Annotated in this window: 15 protein-coding genes and 1 riboswitch; all 15 genes read right to left on the bottom strand. The window is 49.8% G+C overall.

Annotated features, from left to right (window positions below; all coding sequences use genetic code 11):
• Window positions 1-151 precede the first annotated feature (151 nt).
• Window positions 152-607, bottom strand: a complete 456-nt coding sequence (locus AC0MA3_RS18105) for a Dps family protein (RefSeq protein ID WP_474657212.1) — start codon at window positions 605-607, stop codon at window positions 152-154.
• Window positions 608-701: 94 nt separating this feature from the next.
• Window positions 702-2177, bottom strand: a complete 1476-nt coding sequence (locus tag AC0MA3_RS18100; RefSeq protein WP_379154447.1) for a potassium/proton antiporter — start codon at window positions 2175-2177, stop codon at window positions 702-704.
• 177 nt (window positions 2178-2354) lie between these two features.
• Window positions 2355-5039, bottom strand: coding sequence for a discoidin domain-containing protein (locus tag AC0MA3_RS18095; protein WP_474657211.1), 2685 nt, complete (start codon window positions 5037-5039; stop codon window positions 2355-2357).
• Window positions 5040-5103: 64 nt separating this feature from the next.
• Window positions 5104-6627, bottom strand: a complete 1524-nt coding sequence (locus AC0MA3_RS18090; protein WP_474657210.1) for a glycosyl hydrolase — start codon at window positions 6625-6627, stop codon at window positions 5104-5106.
• 199 nt (window positions 6628-6826) lie between these two features.
• Window positions 6827-9124: a PA14 domain-containing protein gene (locus tag AC0MA3_RS18085; protein ID WP_474657209.1), complete on the bottom strand. Its 2298-nt coding sequence runs from the start codon at window positions 9122-9124 to the stop codon at window positions 6827-6829.
• A gap of 13 nt (window positions 9125-9137) precedes the next feature.
• Window positions 9138-9218, bottom strand: a riboswitch (cyclic di-GMP riboswitch).
• Window positions 9219-9431: 213 nt separating this feature from the next.
• Window positions 9432-10805, bottom strand: coding sequence for a sugar phosphate nucleotidyltransferase (locus AC0MA3_RS18080; protein ID WP_474657208.1), 1374 nt, complete (start codon window positions 10803-10805; stop codon window positions 9432-9434).
• Between the two features lie 351 nt (window positions 10806-11156).
• Window positions 11157-12497, bottom strand: coding sequence for a UDP-glucose dehydrogenase family protein (locus AC0MA3_RS18075; RefSeq protein WP_379154432.1), 1341 nt, complete (start codon window positions 12495-12497; stop codon window positions 11157-11159).
• 4 nt (window positions 12498-12501) lie between these two features.
• Complete coding sequence (locus tag AC0MA3_RS18070) at window positions 12502-13602, bottom strand: glycosyltransferase (RefSeq protein WP_379155843.1); 1101 nt, start codon at window positions 13600-13602, stop codon at window positions 12502-12504.
• A 100-nt stretch (window positions 13603-13702) separates the two neighbouring features.
• Complete coding sequence (locus tag AC0MA3_RS18065; RefSeq protein ID WP_474657207.1) at window positions 13703-14842, bottom strand: glycosyltransferase family 4 protein; 1140 nt, start codon at window positions 14840-14842, stop codon at window positions 13703-13705.
• Window positions 14836-16029: a glycosyltransferase family 4 protein gene (locus AC0MA3_RS18060; protein WP_379154425.1), complete on the bottom strand. Its 1194-nt coding sequence runs from the start codon at window positions 16027-16029 to the stop codon at window positions 14836-14838. The genes AC0MA3_RS18065 and AC0MA3_RS18060 overlap by 7 nt, the downstream gene beginning before the upstream one ends.
• A complete protein-coding gene (locus AC0MA3_RS18055; RefSeq protein WP_379154421.1) occupies window positions 16016-16870 on the bottom strand; it encodes a glycosyltransferase family 2 protein in 855 nt (284 codons plus the stop codon). The genes AC0MA3_RS18060 and AC0MA3_RS18055 overlap by 14 nt, the downstream gene beginning before the upstream one ends.
• 263 nt (window positions 16871-17133) lie before the next feature.
• Window positions 17134-18513, bottom strand: a complete 1380-nt coding sequence (locus tag AC0MA3_RS18050) for an oligosaccharide flippase family protein (protein WP_379154418.1) — start codon at window positions 18511-18513, stop codon at window positions 17134-17136.
• Complete coding sequence (locus tag AC0MA3_RS18045) at window positions 18479-19945, bottom strand: O-antigen ligase family protein (protein ID WP_474657206.1); 1467 nt, start codon at window positions 19943-19945, stop codon at window positions 18479-18481. The genes AC0MA3_RS18050 and AC0MA3_RS18045 overlap by 35 nt, the downstream gene beginning before the upstream one ends.
• The gene (locus tag AC0MA3_RS18040; protein ID WP_379154412.1) at window positions 19942-20715 is read right to left on the bottom strand and encodes a WecB/TagA/CpsF family glycosyltransferase; all 774 of its coding nucleotides are present in this window, start codon (window positions 20713-20715) and stop codon (window positions 19942-19944) included. Before AC0MA3_RS18040 ends, AC0MA3_RS18045 begins: the two co-directional genes overlap by 4 nt.
• Window positions 20712-22058 carry an O-antigen ligase family protein gene (locus AC0MA3_RS18035; protein ID WP_474657205.1) on the bottom strand — a complete coding sequence of 449 codons (1347 nt, stop codon included), beginning with the start codon at window positions 22056-22058 and terminating at the stop codon, window positions 20712-20714. Before AC0MA3_RS18035 ends, AC0MA3_RS18040 begins: the two co-directional genes overlap by 4 nt.
• Between the last annotated feature and the right edge of the window lie 7 nt (window positions 22059-22065).

Below are 22065 nucleotides of genomic sequence, written 5' to 3'. Positions count from 1 at the left end.
GATATCTCCCTATCTTACGACAGAGTTTCATTCTCTTGAAGGTGTTTTGATTTGTCTCACTTTATGGGGTCAGTCCGGTATCGCGTGGCGCTCTTTGTATATACAGCTATTATGAGCATAGCAACCTTACTTCTCTTCTCTGTCTTCTGACTTAGCCCAGAAAGGCATTCAGCATCCAGGCGGACTTCTCCACGCTGTTTCTGATTCCAGTGAGCAGGTCGGCAGTGGGCTGATCGCTCAGTTCTTCTGAAGCGGAAATTGCACTCTTCAACTCTTCGGCCACAACTGCAAAGTCCTTAATCAACTGGGCAACCATTTCCTTAGCTGATTCACCGCCAGCGGCTTCCTTAAGCTCAGACAAGGCTAAATATTGCGCCATGGTCGATGCCGGTTGTCCACCGATCGCAAGCAGACGTTCTGCAAGATCATCGACATAGGTTGCCGCTTCGGTGTACAGCTCTTCAAATTTGGCATGCAGTGTGAAGAATTGCGTTCCGCTCACATACCAATGATAGTGATGCAGCTTGACTCCCAGCAGTGTCCAGTTTGCGGTTTGGCGGTTCAAGGCAGCGTGCAATTCAGTCTGGCTTTTAATTTGTGTACTCATTCCAATACCCTCCTATGGCATAATTATTTATTATTTGTATTTAGACTCATTCTAAATCTATATATAATTTAACACACTTCAAGACATTATGCAATCAATCCGCAGGAAAGTTCGTTTCTGCTGCCTTGCCTTTGCCGCTGCGGAAGATCGCTCTCATCTCGTCACGCTTGGATTTGGGGCTAAGCACATAGACCGTATCCCCCGGCTCGATAACCGTATTCCCGTGAGGCGTCACGATGCTCTTGTTACGGATGATAGCGGTGAAGAGAATATCCTCAGGCAGCCCCATCTGCGCGATCTGCATACCGGCTATCGGCATATGATTGTCGATGGCAATATGATTGAATTCGGAATCCGTCTTGCCCAGTGCCACCAGTTCCATAAGCGATGGCTGAACTTCGTCTATTCCCACCAGCTTCAGTCTGGAAGCCAAGGGGGAAATGGTTGTTCCCTGAATGACCGCAGAGGTCAATACGACAAAGAATACCACATTAAAAAATAATTGCCCTTGGGGAAGTCCCGCCAGCAGTGGATAGGTCGCGAGTACAATGGGAACCGCCCCGCGAAGTCCGGCCCAGGAGATCAGTGTCTTCTCACGGAGCGAGAACCTGGAAAACAGCAGGCTCAGGAATACCCCCACCGGTCTCGCAACCAGCATGAGAATAACAGACAACAGCAGACCCTGCCAGGCAATCTCCGCAAGCTCATCTGGAAATACAAGCAGACCCAACAGGGTGAACATCGCGATTTGCATCATCCAGGCAAAGCCGTGATTGAAATTCATAATGGTACGGTGATACATCAGCTCGGAGTTCCCCAGAGTCAGACCCATGACATATACCGCCAGAAGGCCGCTGCTGTGCACCGTCACGGCAAGTCCATAGGTCAGTACAGCAAACCCTATTGCCATAACCGGATAGAGCCCTGTAGAATCCAGATTAATCCGGTTGATCAAATAGACGGCAAGCTTCCCGACAGCAATCCCCATAAGAAGTCCGATCCCCATCTCCCATATAAAAGAGAGCACAAGGCTCCAGATCGCCGTATCGGGATGCTGAATCCATTCAATCAGGGATACCGTCAAAAAGACAGCCATCGGATCATTACTGCCTGATTCAGCTTCAAGGGTGGAAGTCAGGCGTTTATCAATATTTTTGCCGCCGAGGACGGAGAATACGGCTGCCGCATCGGTTGAGCCTACGATCGCTCCGAACAGAAGACTTTCCGCCCATGGTACATCCAGTACAATTCTTGCGAATATTCCCACAATCGCTGTCGTCAGAAGTACTCCTACGGTTGCCAAAGACAACGCTGGTGCGATAATAGGACGGATGTCTTTCATGCTGGTCTGCATGCCGCCCTCAAACAAAATAACGATCAATGCAAAAATACCTGCCACTTGTGTCAATGAGGCATTGTTGAAGAAAACAAAGCGGCTGAGCACCATTCCGGCAGCGATGAACAGCACAAGCGCCGGCATGCCAAAGCGTGTGGAGAACTTGGTGGAGAGCACCCCTACCAGCATCAGCGCTGCCAGCAATAAAATAATATTGTCCGCAAGGTGAGTCATATTTATGGTACCGTCCTTCCTGTAAACAGCGCGTTTCCTGCTAGCCCTGTCCTAGTATGTACGTTATTACCCCATACCCACTTGATCCAAAGCAATCCTTGCCTTTATTCAGCTTTCCCCATTCACAATAAAAAACCCCAGTGGTTTTATGAATCCACGGAGGTTATTCGGATGATTCTATTCTCTTGAATATACCTGAATTTCTTGAATCGACCAGTAATTCCCGCCCGATCCTGTCTGCAGAATACGGATATATCTGGTTTTGACCGGAGCAAACCCTATTTTGGTCATCTCCAGTTTCCCTTTACCGGTAGCAATCTTTGTCCAGTTCTTTGTATCATCCGAAATAAATAGCTCGTATCCCCGGGGATAATCATAAGAAGATAAGGTATAGTCCAGGTCAATAGCTTCCACCGAGTGCACTTGGCCAAGATCAATCTGAAAATATTCTCCAGATGCCTGGTGTTTGCCGGTATCCCAACGTGTCCGCCTATCTCCATCTATAGCATTCGCAGGATTAGAGGCTTCAGTATTCATATTGGACGACACCTTCCATTCCGAACGGTCCAGAGGAACCAATCCCGTCGCTGTAATCTGAGTTTTGTCTGACATTACTCCTGAACCTGCCACTCTTACCGCGAACGTATACAGTGTACCTTCCTTCAGCTTACTATCCGTATATTCGGTATCCTTTATACCGGTTGCAACCACTTTCAAATCACCGCCTGAGCCGTCGGCCCGGAGCACTTCATAGTTTGCTCCAGGGGCCTCCAGCCAGCTCAGCTTAACGGACAGCCCTTTAACGGCTGCCGCTTTTAAGCCTTGAGGCGCAACATCGGCTACCTCGGAAGAGGGTTCCAGAATATACTGTACCGCCTCTCCCGGGGCGAGATTTTCTGTGAATTCCAGGACAGGTGTAGCCTTTCTTTCCGATACGTAGCTTCGGGCCTCTTCATAGGTATCGCCATTGCCGAAGCGTTCACCTTCATATATAGTTTTCTTCGGCATCGTCACCTTCACTGTAACGGTTTGGGGAGTCTCTTCGAAGTTAACGAAGTTCACCAATACCTTGTTTGAGGTAGCCTTGCTACCAGCCAAAGGTTCAAGTGTAGAGGTATCTACTGCCCGGACATAGACCAGTTTGTCAGCTAACGTATTCTTATTGGTGATTTCATAGCTTAGCGGTGCACCGTGTGTTGCATAGGCCAGATCCAGGCGTCTCATGATGCTTACACGTGAATCCTCACCCTTCTTGGTGTAATAGATCTCCGTTTTCGCCGGATCATGCTCTTCCAGATTGAAACCGTATTTGAACAAACTGAAATTCTTGAAAAAAGCGGCATGCTGTACAAACATATCTGCATAACCGATATGGGCGCGCATAATCCGGTCGAACACTGCTGACGTACGTTCAGAGGCTCCATATTGGTATGCATCCACATGAGAGTCGGAGGTTCCGAACTCTGTGGTCAGCATTTTTTTACCAAGTCCATCTACCGCTCCGCCAAAGGTTTTGAGATTCTCGGTAAAGCTGCCTCCGTTGCTGAAAATATAGGACTCCCCGTAGGAATGCCCATTCGTCAGATCAGTGACTTCCTCCAGCTCTCCCCGCTGCTCCGGATCACGTTCCCAGCCGTCCGGATCGCCGCACTGGCGTACGGTCCCCTTCTGATTGCCGCAGGAATCCTTGTTGAAATCCGGCCAATAAGCCCAGCCCGGAGCTACGGTCTGCAGATGGGGGGCGATAGCCTTGCCGTTAGTATTCAGCCATTCGGCAATAGCCAGGTTCACCGCCTTGGAGCGGTTAAACAGCCCCGGCTCATTATCCACTTCATAATATTGAAAGTACGGGCTGTACTGTTCGAAATAATCGGTCAGCTTCTTCTTCGCCTCATCGGGCAATGAGCCGTCTTGCTTAAGTTTAATATCTCCGGTGTACAGATACAGAGCTACAGCCTGCATATTGTAATCTTTGAGCACCTTATAATAATCCCCCATATTCGAGCAGGAGCGGCCAACATCGCTGGCACAGCTGGTGCGCATGATATTCCCGCTGTAAGCTACTCCAAGCCACTTCATAATATAGGGCAGATGCGTAACCGCACCTTCGTCAAAATAGAACTGCTTATTGTTGACCATCGTGCCGGTCAGTGTGTAGCTGCCGTGAATCGGCTCCTTGATCGGGGACTTTAGGGACTCCAGGCTAAGATTATCCCAGGTCCACCAGTTGTATTTATCCTCCATGTCAGAAGAATAAATCCCGCGTGCAACCTTCAGCTTGAGCTCATTGGTACCAGTCACCAGCTGTTCCTTTGGAATATACAGCTTATATGATTTTCGGAAAGCATACTTGCTGTCTGTACCGGAAACACCGGCTATCTGAATGATTCCCGATAGCTGGCGGTTGGAGAACACGCTCATCTGTGGAACGGATTTATAAGCTTCAAGAATACTTACGCGAAATAAGACCCCGTTCACCGGGATCTTATCCAGTTGGTAAGTAATCCGCAGTTCGGGATTAGTATCCCCTTTCAACCCTGACGGGATGTTTTGGAGCACAGATGCTTTTAGAGTAGTAGAAGTGGCATTAACCACTTCTTCCACTTTAGCCTTACCATTCTTCGCAAATTCTGCAGCGGACCCATCATGCTGTCCCAGCTCCCAGATCACCGTGCCATCCGGAAGCTTCGGTCCCACATCGCTCGCGGAAGACAGCTTGGTCATGTCTACTTCCACCTCGCCCTTATTCGTCCCGTCGTCTCCGAAGACAGAGACGGATAACAGAAACAAGATGGTCAGTGCTACGAATTTTAGTAGAATATGAAGGGGTTTATGTGTGTGTTTCTTGGGCCTTGTTCTCATTCCCTTGTCCTCGCTTTCTTCCGGGGTGCGTATTCAACTCTGTAAAGGCTGGTCTGTTTCGTCATCAGGGAAAACTAAGGGCACTTGGGGAAATGATTGTACTTTTCTGACTTGGACTCTTCCACATCAAACGGATGCTTGCATCTCCGTGGTTCTCATAATATTCGACTTTAATATCATAGGAGGTTCCAGCTTTAAGCTGAATGCTCCCTTCGCGGCTGACACCGCTTTGCTTCTTCCAACTGTCGATAACCAGCATGCCGCCGATCCATACACGGATGCCATCATCCGAGGAAGCCGTGAAAGTGTATTTTTCACTGTAGGCTGCCTTGATTTTGCCGGTCCAGCGAACGGAGAATGTATCCTTATTGATCCCTGCTGCCGGACTATCCCCATGCCAGTTAAAATCCAGCTTCTTGTCATTGCGGGTGAGCACAGGAGTGCCTGAAAGGTCAGCATTATTGAAATATTCACCGGTCAAGCCTTTTTTGGCGATAATATCCACCGGCGTGTTCGTTTTGGTGTTTAATGATTCAATGTATTCCTTCCTGGAAACCGTGTACTTATCCGTCATAAAACTCTTAATTTTCTGGAGGTTGTTATTTTCTGTCAGCATCTTCCCCCATGTCATCGTATATACCCATTTACTCTGGTTTTGAGACAGTATGGCAGGATCAGGAAGCTCGCCGCTCTCCCCTATGCCAATGGGCTTGCCATCGGCCAGATTGAGCAGACTTTCATAGTACGATTGTTTAAAATCATTATTATAAATATCTGCGGCCAGGATATCCACTTTATCCGCTCCCGGGTAGTAGATACTATAAGGATCTGCCCACTCGTTCGGCGCATTCGGATTCCACACCCATAATAAATTATTCAATTTGTGTTTGTTTACCAGACGGTCATAAGTGATGTTCCAGAGCTTGGCATAGTTATCCTTCTGCCCCCACCAGAACCAGTTCCCGTTCATCTCGTGATATGGACGCCACAGGACAGGAACCCCTGCATCCCGCAATTCCCCCAGATAGACAGCAATCTCGTCAAGCGAAGCAAGGAGGCTTTTGTATTGAGGAGTGCCCGGAGTTACATAGGCATCGAACTTCTCCTGGCTAAGACTCATGTGCACGTTCGCCCATTCAGGAGTTGTACCAGGAAGATTCTGATGGAATGTCATAGCCACAATACCGCCATTTTCATACCATTCAATGGCGCTGTCCACAACAGCTTGCCGCTGCCTTGCAATAGTCCTCTCCGACTGGTTGTTGATGGCTCCAAGCTCATATCCATGCAATACAGCAAAATCCCCTGCAGCCTTCTTCAGCTGGTTATTATATTCATCCGGACTCTCCAGATAATCATGCTGCCCGGTAATGACACCTTTTCCGCCCAGGCTAACCAAATAATCAAGCAGGCCGGATGCCTCCTTCGAAGCCGCAGGATTCACCGGTGTGACTTCCTCCGCCTCCACAGGAATGACTATACTTCTTTCGACAGCGAGACTCCGTACCTCACTCCAAGGCATCAAAGAAAAGATAACAATAATAGGTAAAACCATAGAAAAAAGCCGGTACTTACGGTAAGTGTTCAATGTAATCTCCTCTCTCCAGCCTTATGCTGTCCATAATGCTTGTTAGATGATCTCCCCTCCAAGGGAAGTACACCATCCTGCGGCATGGCAGACAAATAGCTTAGTAGCCCTGCTATTTAGCAGGGCCATCGGACTTTTAGGATTTTAAAATTGTAACGTCTTAACCAGTATCGGCGTTCGGTGATGAATTCAGCAGTACTTAGGAAGCGGAAGGAAGGAACAGTGCGCTGGCAGGGACCGTCCCCTTGACTTGACTTGGACTTTCCCACATCAGCCGCGCTCTTGCATCCCCTTGATTCTCATAATACTCCACTTTGATATCATATAGTTGCCCGGCCTCCAGGCTTATGCTTCCCATGCGTTCGGTCCCGCTTTGCTTCATCCAGCTGTCAATTACAAGAGTGTTATTGATCCAAACGCGGACACCATCATCTGTTGTTGTGTAAATCTGATAAGTTTCGCTATACAGCGGTTTAATCTTGCCGCTCCATCTTACGGAAAAGTAATCAATGCCAATCGTTGCATCCGGTGTACCCAGCCGCCAGTTGAAATCCACCAAAGCATCGGTGCGTACAAGTGCCGGAGTACCAGTTAACTGCATATTATTGAAATATTCCGCCTGCAGTCCGTTGGCTGCAGGAGCCGCCGCCAAGTCCAACATTGGTACTTGGATGGGTACTGGGGTCGGTGTTGGTGCCGGTGTTGCGACCGGCGTTGGTGCCGGTGTTGCGACTGGCGTTGGTGTCGGTGTCGTGACCGGCGTTGGTGTCGGTGTCGCGACCGGCGTTGGTGCCGGTGTTGTTGCTTCGGTAAGAGTGAGTGATGCTATACTTGCGGAGGCTACTGAATTATTCACGAACAAAGCACTTGTTGGAACGGTAGCTTTGACTTGACTTGGGCTTTGCCACATCAGACGAATATTCGCATCGCCTGTATTTTCGTAATATTCCACTTTAATATCATAGAGTTGGCCTGCCTTCAAAGCGATCGTTCCGATACGCTCGGTTCCGCTTTGTTTGGTCCAGCTGTCGATTACGGCTGTTCCGTTAACCCAGACCCGGATACCATCATCAGACGTAGTGATAATCTGATAAGTTTCACTATACAAAGGTTTGATCTGCCCGGTCCAGCGGATCGAGAAAGAATCCACTCCAAGCAAGGTGTCAGGTGCTGCCTGACGCCAGTTAAAATTGAGCAAAGCATCGTTACGAACCAAAACAGGTGTACCCGATAGCGTCATGTTTTTGAAGTATTGTCCCTGAAGACCGTTCACAACAGGCGTCTGTGCCGAGTTATCCGGCGCCGGCGCAGCTGTTGGTACAGGCGTTGGGCTCGCTGTTGGTGTTGCGGTCGGTGTAGCCGTTGGTGTCGCGGTCGGTGTTGCGGTTGGTGTAGCCGTTGGCGTTGCGGTCGGTGTGGCCGTTGGTGTTGCGGTCGGAGCAACGGTCTGAACGAACCCCGTTTTATATTTATCAAGCGTTACGGTGTAACTGTCACTCATAAAGCTTTTGATAGTATCCGTAGTATTGTTATCATAGAGCATTTTTCCCCAGTTCATCATGTATACCCATTTTTTCTGATAAAGCTGGAGCTTGGCTGTACTTGGCATTTCACCGTTTTCACCGATGGCAATAGGCTTGCCGTTCGCAAGAATTGCCAGGTTGTCATGATACTTGTTCATATAATCATTGTTATATATGTCTGCTGCAAGGATGTCTACCTTATTTGCTCCCGGATAGGTCAGTTCATATGGATCTGACCAAGCATTAGGGGCGTTAGGGTTCCACACCCACAGCAGGTTGTTTAATTGATGAACGCCCACAAAACGCTCATACATAATATTCCAAAGTGCCGTGTAATTGCTCTTCTTCCCCCACCAGAACCAGTCACCGTTCATTTCGTGATAAGGTCTCCACAGTACAGGAACACCTGCGTCCCGCAAACTCTTGAGTGAAATTGCCACTTTATCCAGATCGGCGATCAGGCTGTTATATTCAGCCGTTCCAGGTGTTACATACTTATTGAAGTCTGCTTGGCTGAGCGTTTTCTGCACATTGGACCACAGATAGGAGGTCCCCGGCAGTTGCTCATGGAAGGTCATAGCGACGATACCGCCATTTTTATACCAGTTGATCGCACTGTTCACTACATTTTTACGCTGAGTTGCTGCTGTACTTTCCGACTGGCCGTTGATCACACCAAGTTCAAAACCATGGAGGGCAGCGAATTGTCCGCTGGTTCCCTTCAGTTTGTTACTGTACTCATCCGGGCTCTCCAGGTAGTCATGTTGACCTGTAATAATGCCTTTGCCTGTAATGGCGTACAGATCATTAAGCAGCTTAACGGCTCCTGCTGAAGCACTCGGATTAACCGGCGCATAAGAGCTCGAAGCAGCTGCAGTGGAAGGTGCAGTCCCCAAACCCAGTGGAACAGCAGTCAAAAACAAGGCAAGCGATAAAATGGTGCACAGTAGACGCGACTTACGGTAAGTAGTCAAAATTCATCTTCCTTTCGGTAGCCAGGCTGCCACTCTTTCGAAGGCCCTATAGCTTTGCGTCCCTATCTTTCGAGTAGGTTTGCCTTTTTCGTATTGGAAGGAATTATCCCTCTTACCGTAAGTATCGTCGCTATTTAATTTTTAGTTTAGAGCATTAATGAATTTTTCTTAATAAATGGTTCTTAATACCTGTTTTGGATTTGTCACCATTGGGTAAATAGATAGTTTAGCCCTAGGTTCCACCCTGTCCTATACAGAAACCGGGACGTTTCGGTCGAATTCTACAGCATGTTTCGCGCTGTTATTTTTAAGAAATAAATTGATGAAGTGCAATGTCTTTCCAGTCCAGCGTTATGCGGATATTATCCTCTTCCACCAGCTCTGAGCCGGTCTGTACTTCAATGAACTCCACATCTGTCAGTGCCAGGATTGCATGCTTTGTACCTTCCGGTATGCGCACCACATCTCCCGCTTTCACATTATGCATCTTCTCATTCAGCACAATGCTGGCTTCACCGCTGACGATCGTCCAGATTTCACTGCGTTTATGATGGAGCTGATAGCTGATATTTTTACCTTCGGCGATGAAAATCCGCTTGGTCAGCACCTCGTTGCCCTCATCATATTTCACATAATCAATAACCTTGTAATGACCCCAGCGGCGTTCCTCGTACATCGGTCTTTGTTCAAAAGATTTCAGCACTTCCTTGATCCGCGGGCTTTCTGCTTTGTGAGTGACCAGAATACCATCCGGGCTGGCTGCGATGATTAAATCTTTTGCGCCGATTACTGTAATCGGAATATCCAGTTCGTTGATCAGGCAGGTTCCTTCGGAATCGGCAGTTACGAACCCTTTGCCCACGTGGTTGCTGCTCATCTCCTCCGTGAGGGTATTCCAGGTGCCAAGATCCTTCCAGAAACCGGCGTAAGGCTGAACTACGATGTTCTCCTCTTTTTCCACCACTTCATAGTCAAAGCTGATAGAACTCAGTAGTTTATATTGCTTCTGCAGCTCCTCATAATTCAAAGGCAAGCCTTTGCGCTGCAAAATATCCAGCAGATATCCCAGACGGAAAGCGAATACTCCGCAGTTCCACAGCGCGCCCTTGCTGATCAGCTCCTCAGCCTGTACACGGTCCGGCTTTTCCTGGAAGTGACTCACCTGCAGATAACCGCTTGCCGCAGCTTCGTCGCTGGTAGGTATAATATAGCCGTATTTCTCAGAAGCCAGTTCCGGAATAACGCCCATCAGCGCCAGGTTTGCACCGCTTTCTTCCATGGTTGCTTCAAGCTGGACGACGGTGTCAAAAAAGGAAGCTTCCACATAAGGATCAACCGGCAAAATGGCTACGGTCTCGCTGGGTGACACTCCTGCCACCGAATATAGATAAGCTGCAGTCAATGCGATGGCCGGGAAAGTATCACGGCGTTCCGGCTCCACAATGATTGGCACCTCTGAGCCGAGCTGGCTCTGTATCATCTCCACTTGGCTGCGGCCGGTCGCCAGGAAGGAGGATTCTGCCATCCCTGTCTCCTGCAGCTGTCTCCATACACGTTGTACCATGGATTCCGGTTCACCTGCCGGACTTTGCAGTACCTTCAGAAATTGCTTGGAACGTGAGTCATTGGACAGTGGCCAGAGACGTTTACCAGAACCGCCAGATAGAAGTACCAGTTTCATAAGTGAACCCTCCTATTTATGTTTTGTCGCGATAATATCGGATTGTTATTGTGAGCTTTGACTTGTGAAAAGCTTGGAATCGAGCTGTAACGGGAGTCACTGCAAGGAATATTTGGACTTTCGGCCGCTGTTGTCACCAGATTTCTTCGATTAGATTGCTAAGCGCAGTTGAAATCCGGTGACAAAGGCGGTCGCTTCCGCTCCTACAGTTCCAAAATTCCTCTCCGTTCCTTCCCTTAACAGCTTCCAAAGCTTAATGCATTTGCAGGTGAAGCTCACTGCTAAAGATCAGCTATTGCCGCTTCTATGCACGGCAGTTAAGAGCAAGCAAGAGCAGATCAGATCAAAGGATTAGATCGCTCCGGCTACGCTGGGGGAGTAGCCGCTAAGGCCCCCCATTTGCGGGCGTCCGACGGAATGATATTCGATGCCGGTGCCTTCGATCTGCTCCTTGGAGAAGACGTTGCGGCCATCGATCAATACTTGGCGGCGCATACTCCCTGCAAGCTTGTGCAGATCAATATCCTTGAACATACTCCAGTCGGTCAGCAAGCATACTGCATCACTGCCTTCCGCAGCTTCTTCCGGCAGTGCGCACCAGCGAAGCTGAGGATGATCGTATTGCTGTCTGAAGTTATCCGCAGCAATCGGGTCGTACAGCTTCACTGTGGCACCCTCAGCCACCAGGGCTTCAACGATTTCACGGGCAGGTGCTTCACGTACATCATCGGTGTTCGGTTTAAAAGCCAGACCCCATACACCGATCACTGCACCACGCAAACTGCCCAGCGATTCATGCAGCTTGGAGATGATCATGAACCGCTGCCCTTTGTTCACCTCGACTACGGATTTCAGCAGCTTGAACTCGTAGTCCACGTTGCCCGCAATCTGGATCAGCGCATTGGTATCTTTCGGGAAACAGGAGCCTCCATAACCGATGCCGGCCTGCAGGAACGAGGAGCCGATTCTCCGGTCCATCCCCATGCCTTCCGCCACCAGGGTTACATCAGCTCCCACTTTTTCGCAAATGTTGGCAATCTCATTGATAAAAGAGATCTTGGTTGCCAGAAAAGCATTGGATGCATATTTGATCATTTCCGCACTGCGGATATCCGTTACGAATACATTTTCCGTGAAGCCCTGGTGAAGCTGGCGCATCGTAGGCTCAAGCTCTGGGTTATCAAGTCCGATGATAATCCGGTCAGGATGGAGCGTATCGCGGATGGCCGAGCCTTCACGCAGGAATTCCGGAGCGGAGACGATGTCGAAGGGATGATTCGTGTGGGAGGCGATAATGCCGCGGATTTTTTCGTTCGTGCCAACAGGAACTGTCGACTTGGTCATGATGATTTTATAACCTTCCATCGCTTGGGCGATCTCTATGGCTGCACCTTCGATATATCTCAGATCTGCTTCGCCGCCTGGTAGTGAAGGTGTCCCTACGGCCAGAATGACGATATCAGAGCGTCTTACTGAATCCTGCAGATCGGAGGAGAATGACAGCCTGCCCTCACGCAAGTTCATTTCTATCAGTGCTTCGATACCCGGCTCATAGATAGGAGATTCCATCCGGCGGAGCTTATTGATCTTTTCCTCATCCTTATCTACGCAAATCACATGGTTCCCATTCAGAGTAAAACATACGCCAGATACAAGACCGACATAGCCGGTACCGATTACTGTCAGCTTCATACAATCATCCTCCTTTTAGAAAATTGACGTAGGCCTGTTCCACATACTGCTTGAACTGAACCATAAACGCCTGTTCATCGAATTTACGCGCATGGCCCATAATCTGCCCAATGTCCCACGCATAGGACTCCACTTCATGAATGGCCTTAAGTAAATCATCAACTTCCTGGTGCTGAAAGAATACGCCGTTGACATAGGGTACGATGGTATCCAGCGCCCCTCCGGCCTGATAGGCAATCACCGGTCTTCCTGCGGCATTCGCCTCGAGCGGGGTGATACCAAAATCCTCTTCACCGGGAAAAATAAATGCCCGGCACTTCGACATCATCCCCGTAACCTCCGCATCCTCAAGCCGGCCCAGGAACGATACATTGTCTTTGGCCATGCCCTCCAGACGCTTGCGGTCCGGCCCGTCACCGACGATATACAGCTTCAGACCATTGCGGTTGAAAGCTTCCACCGCCAGATCAATCCGTTTGTAGGATACAAGCCGGGATACGATCAGGTAGTAATCGCCTATAGAGGACGAACTGCTGAAGCGTGCCGTATTAATCGGTGGAAAAATTACATCCGCGTCCCGGTGGTAATAATTCTGAATCCGCTTTTTAACCACGGACGAGTTGGCAACGAACTGGTTTACATTTTTGGAGGTCCGCTGATCCCAATTTTTAAGCCGCTGCATGTATACCTTTAGCAGTCTTTTGAACAATCCGGAATTCGATTGCCGCTCCATGTAAGTGTCATAGTCCCAGGCGAACCGCATCGGAGTATGACAATAGCAAAGATGAAACGTAGACTCGGGTACCTGTATGCTTTTCATAAAAGCACTGCTGGAACTCAGGACGATATCATACCCGCGAAAGTCCAAATCACGGATGGCCATGGGATAAAGCGGCAGCACCCCTTTAAAATTGGTCTTCACTCCCGGAATTTTTTGCAGCCAGGAGGCCCGGATATCCGCGTCTTTGAGGTTGTCGGTCAGCCGGCTTCCGTTAAAAACCGTCGTGAAGATCGGAGCATCCGGATACATGTGGTGGAATACCTCCACTACTCTTTCCGCCCCGCCCATTTGGATTAAGTAATCGTGCGCTATCGCAATTTTCATGTGAATCATCCTCAAAGTTTTATGGAGCAGCATCATCAAGTAGTGAACGCATGGATGTATTAGTTCCTGATCGAGCTACAAGCTTTTGTCTTACATTAGGTCAGGTCGCCGCCAGCAAACCTTTGTAGTAATCGACGATATCCTTGACTGTATTCTCAATGACAAAATGCTCTTTCACCCGTTTCATTCCACTATCTGCCATCCGTCTTCGCTCTTCGGGATGGTTCAGCATCCAGGTGATGGAGTCTGCAAGTACGACTGGGTCTCCAGGCTGGATCAGCAGTCCCGTTACACCGGGAACCACGATCTCTACCGGTCCGCCTTCATTGGAGGCAATGACCGGAAGTCCAGCCGCCATGCCTTCGACAATCACCTGTCCAAACGGTTCAGGCGTTATCGAGGTGTGAATCAGCAGATCGGCTTTATTCATTAGGCCTTGTATATCTTCCACATGACCCAGCAGGCTGACATTGGTCAATTGATCCTGCTGCATCTTCTGAATTAACTCATTTTTGTATTCTTCTTCACCGAACAAGGCATCTCCGGCCAGCCAGAATTTCACCCGGCTATCGTTCTTAAACGCTTTGGCAGCCTCCAGGACGATATGCTGGCCTTTCCAGTTCGCAAGCCGTCCTACCAGCAGAACATTGAAGTCCTTCTGGTCCCGTATGCCGATGCCTTCGCCAATCGCTTTGGCAAAAGCGGAGTAGACAACCAGTGTCTTTTTGGTACGGGGCAGTTCCAGTGCATTCAGCGTAGACTGTGAATTCGCTATGACACCGTTCGGCAAGAGGCGTGACATCAGCCGGATGGCCTTAGCGACAACCGGCTTAAGATAAGGGGCGCCGATATGATCCCGGATATGCCAGATCAGCGGCACGCCCGCTTTCTTGGCAGCAACGGCTCCGTAGAACGCTGATTTGAGTGAATTGGTATGCACACAATCCACTTTTTCCTGTTTGAGAATAGGAGCCAGCTTGCGTCCATAAGACAACAGTCCAAGTGCGGCTGCAGGTGCTCCGAAATTGACGGCATTGCGTCCGCGGCTGCGGATGTTCTCATCCAGCGGAATGACACGTACATCAATACCTTTTTCCCGGAGACGTTCGGCAAGTGTTCCCTCTTCGGCGAGGATCACAAGCGGTTCAATCTGTTCACCGATATTGGTGAGAATGTTGAACAGTGCGACCTCTCCTCCGCTCCATTTGGCGGTGTGATCAATATAAGCGACTTTTAGCATCCTGCTGCCACACCCTTTCCCAAGGTTTGAAGGAATACGGATTCTACTTGGTCGCCTACATGCTGCCAGGTATACTTCTCTAATACGTGATTTCTGCATTCATCACGGCCAGGCAGCAGCTTACGGTTACTCAGCATGTGAATCATGCCTTCTGCCATATCATCACTGGTCGACCCTTTGAACAACAGTTCCGGCCGGAATCCCATCAGAATTTCTTTATTGCCTCCTACCGGAGTTGCCATTACAGGAAGCCCGGAAGAAAGGGCCTCGACGGTGATCAGTCCGAATCCTTCCAGTGCCTGGGATGGAACCACGAACATGTCTGCTGCCTGATAATAGGAGGCCAGCTCATGATCGGGGATATAGCCAAGCAGCCTTACTTTGTTGCCAAGTCCGTAGTCAGAGATTTTCTCTTCCAGCTCTCCGCGCAGCGGGCCTTTACCGCCAATCAGCAGAATCGCGTTCGGGAAACGCTCGGCCACCTGCTTCCAGGCCTCCAGCAGCTGCAACAGTCCCATCCGGTTCATCAGCCGTCTCACTGTCAATACAGTGGTTGCTCCCTCCGGCAGATTCAGCCCCCGCCGGACTGCCAGACGATTGGTAGCGGGAATGAAACGTTCCACATTAGCCGCTCCCGGGATCACTGTGATCTTATGCAGCGGCACCCCGTGCAGGCTGTGCAGCATGTCGCGGAAGTATTCGCTGAGTACGATGAATCTGTCCGCAAGCTTATACGCTTTATGTTCAATCGATTTCGCTATGGTTGTTTTGACCCGGTGTTTGATCCCCTGACCTTCGATCTTCATCTCTTCATTCCATGGACCATGGAAGGTCATTACCACGGGAATGCCGCGTTTCTTCGCTTCGATTGCCGGCCCGATTCCGTAAGGTGCAAAGTGGGAATAGAGTATATCTATACGTCCACTGCCATTTCCCATCAGATCTGCCGCCTTGCGCTGGAACGCTTCCTTACGCTTCCAAATGGTTTGTTTGGGGTCACCGGCGTTGTGGATAATCAGCTCTTTGGCTGTGGTAGGCGTCTCTTGACTGCAGATCAGCGCATGCACATTATTGCGTGAAGAGAGCTGCTCACAGACGGATTTGAAATACGTGTTAAGTCCGCCTGGCTGTAAAGAGGGCCAGCTAAGGCCGGTAGTCATAATGTTCAATCCGTCACTGTACGGCATAGCTTCTCTCCCCTTTTTTCTCTTTTTCCGCCTGACCCAGTGCATTGTGCCGGGCCAGCTTGCCGGAGCTGTTCAATTCGTAATGCTTGAAGCCGACCATGAATTCATACATCACCCAGAATATGGATACCGCAAACCCTGAAATTCCTTTTTTGTACAGACCGTGCAGGAAATACTTCTGTAAAAAGCGAGCCGGGGGGCGAATCAGCAAGCGGCTGATCTTAAAGGGCTTGCCGGCGGCATAAGCCGTTTGGGCTTCCAGATCGGTATATTTGTTAAAGCGGGCAACATGGTCATTGATGCTGCGGAAGCCCTGATGCCAGAGCGTTCCATTCAACTTGACCGTCTTGTCCTCCGGTACCTCTGGTATTTCATGCACCAGACTGTTGCGGATGGCATATGCCTTGCGGTTGTATAGACGCACCAGATATTCACCCTTATCCAGCCACTTGCCCAGAAAATCACCAATCCGGTACAGCGAGAAGGCGATTTCCCGATCTGTAAGACCCGGCTTGCGGTCCAGAATGTCCTGCGCCAGCTCATCACTGACCACTTCGTCGGTATCAATCAGGAAGACCCAATCATGGACGGCGCGTTCCACTCCGAATTCCCTTTGTTTCGCGTATCCGGGCCATGGGTTAACGAACACCCGGCAGTCTAAGCTTTCGGCGAGTTGCACCGTCCCGTCTTTGCTCCCTCCGTCGATTACAACCACCTCATCGGCGAATAGTCGGCAGGACTGAATTGCTTTGGATATTCGAACTTCGTCATCCTGAGCAATGATGACAGCCGATATCGGGTAACTGCCCGGGCCGCCAAGCACGCTTTTCACTGAATCCATGAAGGTATCCTCCTTTTTCAGTCCAGTGTTTGTCGTCAATTCGAGAAATGTTTGGGCTTTCGACCGCTGTTGTTCTCTGATTTCTTTGATGGAACCGCTGGTTGCGGTTGAAATCAGAGAACAAAGGCGGACACTTTGTTTCTACAGCTCCAAAATTTCTCTACTTTCCTCTCACACTGTCCTTTTTTCTTTTAAGCAAAAACACTGCTCGCATCGTGCCTCTGCTCGCTCAACCGTTTAAATGCTTTATCTGCTTTAATTGCTTAGGTATCCATAGGTTTTTTGCGGATATAAGAATTCATCGTTGTCTTCATCCACTGAATGTCATCCCCGTTAATGATAAGGCGGGGCAGTTTGACCTTCAGGTTGTATCTGATATTCAGGATAATGAACAAGAACCGCAGCACCGCCGATGAGAGCATCGCCACACCAGCCCCGAACAATCCGAATTTCGGCACCAGCAGGAACAGCAGCGGGATGACCAGTATCAGTCCGACCCCTTGCAGGATCGATACGAACTTCGGTTTGCCGAGTGCCATGAACGCCTGGGCCAGGATCAATGTGCCTCCGCTGATCGTAACTTCCAGAAGAAGCAGCCGGAACACCGTCAGCGCAGTGTTGAAATCCTTCCCATACAGCAGCGGAATCACGAATGGTGCTACCAGCATCAGGAACAGTGAACCCAGAAGGGTGAATGTTGTGCTGATCCGAAAAGCCTTGAAGGTAAGAGAAATGGCCTCATCCTTGGACAGCTCGGAAGCTTTTGGAAAGAGCACCACGGTGATCGAGTTCGAGAAGAAGTTGACCATCCGGGAGAGGCTTACCGCTACCGCATACAACCCCAGATCGGCTGGCCGTAGCAGCCCGGCGATAATGATCTGGTCGATATAGAAGGAGAACTGTCCGAGCAAATCATTGCCGTAGGAACCCAGCCCGTAAGTAAACAATCTTTTGAAATTCTTGTAAGCATCCTTCATCTTCACCCTGTAGGTACGGAGCAGTGTAATCGTCATGTAGATGAAGACTGGCACCGAAGGCAACAGATACGCCAAAGCCGTTGTAAAAGGATTCATCGAATGGGTGAGAATCAGAATTCCGATGGCCACCAGTGTCAGCAGCGGAAGCAGATACCGCATCCAGTTGAAGGTCTTGTAATCTCCTCTGAACTGAAAGGCTGCATTGTTGATCTGTGAGACTACGATCAGCGGACACAGGATCATCGACCATTGTGCAAACAGTACGACATTCGGGCTGAAGGATTTCAGCCAGTATGGAAGAATAATGATGCCGACAATCATGGCTAATGTGCCGAATGCTAGAGCGATTAGCAGGGCCACCCGATAGAGTACCCCCGCCTCATCCGGATTCTTTTTGGCGTTATAGATCAGTGCCGATGGAATACCGAAGCTCATGCTGAACGCCAGAAACTGTGACCAGTTCACCATAGCAGTCTGTTCGCCGCGTCCTGTCGGCCCAAGGTAGCGGGCGGTCAGCACACCAGTCAGCATATTAACCAGCAGGATCAGTACGCTGACGAACATGGTCTTTACAGCAGCAGAGCTATTGTCCTTGCTCTTGGTAAACCGCCGAAGCGAGGACCAGACCGTGCTAGTGGGAAGTGATTTTGCGTTCAATGGCTGCATGTGGTGTTCCCTTCTTTCTGCTATCAATAATCTCTTTGGCCCCAAGTCCGAGCCCGATCAACATCCAGATCAGGTAGCCCTTGAGTCCGGGAAAACCGTTGTCCGATACCAGACTGACCACTGCCCCCATCCATGCTGCCAACGATAACCGGGCATAAGGCTGAAGACTGTCTCTGCTGGTCACTCTGACTACAATTTGTTTAATCACTGCGCCTAGCGCACCGAAGAAGAATAAGGCACCCAGAACTCCGAAGGTAAGCAGCAAGGCGATCACACCGTTATCCATGTTCCCGTATTCCCCCAGCTCTCCGCCGTTGCCAATCTTGGTGCCCTGGCCTACACTGCCTATGCCTTGGCCGACCGGATTGGACGCTACCATCGGAAGCATGTTCTGCCATAGACTCAGGCGTTCATTATAGGAGTGGTCTTCCTGCACAGAGGTCAATGTCTCCATACGGGCGACCAGTCCTTCTGCACCTGGAAGCTTAGGGACAATCCAGAACAATGCGGCAGCGACGAAGACCAGTTGGAGTAACGCCTTCCACTTGCCCTTTGACGGGGAGGAAGCGATGTATACCAGCAGCATAACCAGCATCACCAGCCAGGCGGAACGCACCAGCGTGGTGAGAAGGCAGATGACAACAAGCATAACGCCGATCCAGCGCAACGTTCCCTGCCATCTTTTCTCCAGAATCATCGGTACCAGGGCAAATACCAGGAAGGTCGCCGCAGGTCCGGGAGAATTCAGTGTGGAGAAAACCCGGATTTCCAAAGGATACGGTGTACCAATGGACATCATGTCGGCATGTTTCATCCAGAAGGCATCCCATGGCGGAACGGTCAAATACTGGACGATTCCGTATATGGCTACAAGAACTGCAAGGTTGGCAAAAGCATACAGCAACCGGTCAATATCCTTCGGGCTAAAGCGGGTTACGGCGAAGAACGGAATCAGCAGCAAGGGCACGATATAATTCGCAAGGTCGTACACCGAGCCTATACCGTTCTTCGCGAGGCCAATCAGCGCTCCGTAAGCCAGTGCCACCGAGAATAACAGGATGATCCGGGTGGAGGATTTGCGCATGCGGTGAATCTCTCCCAGCACCGGAATCGCCAGGGTAGCACCCGTCAGCAGCGGCGCCAGACTGAGCAGTGATACAGAATGGTAGACTCCTTCCGACCAATCAGCGATCCGCCGCAGCTCTGGAGCTACCGCCCAGACCAGCAAGGTATAGGCGATAAGCGCCTTCGGCTTCAACAATGCCAGCAGGAAGGCCGGAAACAGGATTCCCGCCAGGATAATCCCCTGAAGACTATTGGAAGAACTGAGCTTCGCACTGGCAAACCCGATCATCAGCGGAAGCCCAAGACATATACCGCAGATCAGCAGCAGCATTCCTGCTGACTTCATGGACGGAAGACTTAAGTTCATTCGAGCCTGCCTCCCTTTGCTTTGTCCCGTTTACGCAGCTCTTTGAGCAGCAGAACCAGGAATTGGGCATCATCGACAAGATATCTTTTCCAGAGCCGCCCCGGTTCCTGGCTAAGTCTCCAGAACCACTCGAGCCCTGTTTTCTGCATGAAATCCGGCGCCCTCTTCACTGATCCTGACAGGAAGTCAAAGGTGGCTCCTACGCCAATAGAGATCGGCGCCCGGTAAGAATTGTAATGCCGGTAAATCCATTTCTCCTGCTTCGGCGCTCCCACGCCTACGAACACAATATCCGGCTGACTTTCCGTCAGCATTTCGATAATACGTTGGTTCTCTTCATCGTTGTGCTCAAAGCCGTAGGAAGGAGAATAGCAGCCGACAATATTCATGTCAGGATAGGCCGCTTTTAGATTCTTGGTTGCCTGCTCCGGAACGCCTTGCGCTGAACCCAGGAAGAACAGCCGGTACTTCCTTTGTTCAAAGGCATTGCCGAGGCGGCTGAAAAGGTCTGCTCCCGATACCTTTTGCTTCAGCGGCTTGCCCAGCATTTTTGAGGCCCAGATAAGCGGCATTCCGTCTGCTACTACAGCACCTGCTTCGGAATATACTGTCTGGAACTCTTTGTCTTTGCGAAGCTTGATGACATGATCGACGTTGCAGGTCAGGATGTACGATTGTGACCGTTCCTGAATAGTCTTATCAATGTAATCAAGCAGATCCATGAAATCATAGTTATCGAAATTGACATCGAACATGTTCACTTGGTTCATCGTATCACTTCTTTTTGTGGGGAATCGGTTGGCTGTGAAGATCGATACAGGCAGTTCAGGTACCAACAGAATGGAATAATCGATTGGACCGTCGACAGCGTGTTATCAGAAAACGAATAAATCATAAACCCTGCTATGAAGAACAGATAATATGGTTTGACTGGCCGTGCCAAAGCTCTGTACACCAGAGTAAATACAGCCAACAATGAAATGAGGAGCAGTATGGCTCCGATATACCCTCCATCAAAGTAAAAGCGGATATATTCGTTGTGGGGAACCACGAATCCTTTGTACAGTGTTCCGTCATTCGCCACTGTAACGGCTCCAAGTCCTCTGCCCGACCACGGAGAATCTGCCGCCTTGTTCAGGAAGTATTCCCAGGCTTCTGCGCGTCCCGATAAGTCAACCGTCGTCTCCGTCGAGCGTTCGAAGGAACGCTTCTTGATGTTGTCGAGTTGCAGATATACTGCTGAGAAGATCAGAATAACCGAGCACAGGAGCGGAATCAGAAATTGTGTTCTGCCCTTCAGGTACTGCTTCGAAATATCGTAGAAATAATACAGAGCCATTAACACTAGTGCCAATATCGGTCCGCGTGTCCCGGTGCCAATGAGAATCAGGAAGTTCAATGCCAGCATGGTATAGAAAAAGCGTGCATGCTGCGGACTCCGTTTGATCTCAATGAAGGCAATTCCCACGCCTATGAAGGCCAGCATCGCAAGATGTGCAGGGATGTTCGCTCCCTGAATCCGTACAGCACCGGTGAACTCCACATCAAGGAATGCATGAAGATGTGCAACTTGCAGTACGATTCCAGCCAGCACGCTGATTAGTGGAAGCGAAGCAATAATGCGGATTTGCCGTTCGGCCACTTCCTTCTTCCAGTTAATCAAGAGAAAAACAAAAGGAAGGGATAAGCCGATAAATGCCTTCACCGCAATGGATCCGCTCATCTCAGGCAGCCAAATGGAGGTGCCAAAGGTGATGAAGAGCAGTCCTACCATCGCCCAAAGGGGCGGGCTGAGACGGAACTTCAGTCCGTTCACCAGAATGCAGGGTACCAGCAGCATCAGGATCACCAGCTTGTAAAGCGAGAGGATTTCTACGCCGAACATGCTGCCGGGATACAGAAAGTTGATGGAGACCGCTGTCGTCAGCAGGACGAAATAGCTGATGAGTTCAGGACGAGAGATCGAGACAACCAGCAATATAATCAGGAGAACGGCTGCTATCGCTATTACTGGCTGATAGATGACCGCTGTTCCTAAGAACAGGGCGGACATGAGATAGAGCATTCCGTATGGTACAGCATTTATTTTGGAGCCCCACTCAAAATTCGTCATTGTCTCC

This window comes from Paenibacillus sp. LS-5 (assembly GCF_056121505.1).
The sequence above is the reverse complement of the archived record's forward strand: the minus strand, read 5'-3'. Positions and strand labels throughout refer to the sequence as shown.